Origin of the sequence: Dietzia sp. SLG310A2-38A2 (assembly GCF_014145095.1) — a bacterium.
In the GTDB taxonomy this organism is placed as follows: domain Bacteria; phylum Actinomycetota; class Actinomycetes; order Mycobacteriales; family Mycobacteriaceae; genus Dietzia.
This window is the reverse complement of sequence record NZ_JAALDX010000197.1, coordinates 1-1,310: the sequence shown is the minus strand read 5'-3', so window position 1 is coordinate 1,310 and position 1,310 is coordinate 1. Positions and strand designations below refer to the sequence as shown.

At 57.9% G+C, this 1,310-nt stretch carries 1 protein-coding gene and 1 pseudogene; one reads left to right on the top strand and one right to left on the bottom strand.

The genetic code is table 11. The features are described from left to right. Nucleotides 1-86 precede the first annotated feature (86 nt). Entirely contained in the window at nt 87-1,088 is a 1,002-nt protein-coding gene (locus G6027_RS07615; protein WP_107749265.1) for an AraC family transcriptional regulator, read from the bottom strand. Between the two features lie 118 nt (nt 1,089-1,206). Between G6027_RS07615 and G6027_RS07610 the strand changes: the two are divergent. Continuing rightward, nucleotides 1,207-1,310: pseudogene (locus tag G6027_RS07610) on the top strand (2Fe-2S ferredoxin); the annotation flags it as partial.

The following is a 1,310-nucleotide window of genomic DNA, read 5'->3' as shown; positions in this document are numbered from 1 at the left end:
TATTGAACGCCACGCCCAAAGAAAGGGCGAAGCTGAAGGCACCGTGCATTGCCAGTTGCCCTGTACGAGTCAACCAAGTGGCAGCGCTACCTACGACGGAACCCCGTCGGCGGGTGGCCGGTCCAGTGCTTGAAAGCGTGTGAAAAGCTGGCGAGGTCGCTGTAACCGAGGTCCGTGGCGATCTCGCTCGCGGACACAGATCCGTCCAGTAAACGAAGAATCGCGTACTCACGAATGACCGACTGGCGCAGTCCGCGATAGGTCATCCCTTCCTCAGAGAGGCGCCGCTTAAGTGTGCTCGTAGAGATGGAGAGTTCGTCTGCAATCCACTGACTTCCACAATCTGCGGGACGCTTCTCTATCAGACGTCTCACCTTGTCCGAATACGAGGCGATTTTACTCCGCTCGTCGAGCCTTCGCTGCAAGTCACCGCTAGCGAGTCGATACGCCACGGGGTCAGAGAACCGGCAGACGTGATTGACCGCGTCAACGGGAAAATGCAGAATGGACAGTGAAGCGTCAAATACTAGGCGACCAGCTAACCAATCCTGATCCACGGGCAGACCTTCCGGAGCGGGCCAACCCAGTGAGAGTGTGATGTCTGGTGCATCGCCAACGAGTATATTCAGCAGCCTCAGCAGGACCGCACCACAGTAGGTGACCACTAGGGAGTCTAGGACTCGATCGCCCGTCTGCCCATTGAGCGCGACAGACACTCCGTGTCCACCTGCGTAGAACTGCGCACTCAGGGCTGGGGTTATTAGCGGCAGGTAGGCAAGCAATTCCAATATCTCGCCTGCGGAACCTGCGCTTACTAGTGGGACGCTTAATGGTCCGAAGGACGTCAGATGAGCATGCTGGGCGAACGCCAAACCGAGGGTCGTTGCTTGGTCGACGTCGAGGTCGGGCAAGGCTTCCCTGATCCACCGCAGGGGAACTTGGGCGTTGATGGCAAGAAGTGACTCGACGTCGCTTCGCTCACGATCCATGATCTCGCGAAACCGTGCAACGGCGTCTTGCTCCAGAACTGGGCTCTCAAGTAACTGCGCGAACACGAGCGGTGGCACGCCCTCGCGATCAAGATTCATCGCCCCCGCCTTCTGAGCCAAATTAACAAGCTTCTGCCCTCAATCAACCTAGCCGCAGTCGTCGTTGTTAGCAATGCTGTGAGCAGCTATTACCCGAACAACCATGCAGGAGCCAGCGATGACAGTCGTAACCTTCGTCTCACATGAGGGAGAGAAGCACGTGGTGCCCTTAGAGGAGGGGCAGTCACTCATGCGGATCGCCGTCAACAACGCGGTGCCCGG

Excerpts from the sequence above, each read along its gene's own strand:
- G6027_RS07615 (WP_107749265.1), bottom strand. The coding sequence starts at position 1,088 with ATGAATCTTGATCGCGAGGGCGTGCCACCGCTCGTGTTCGCGCAGTTA.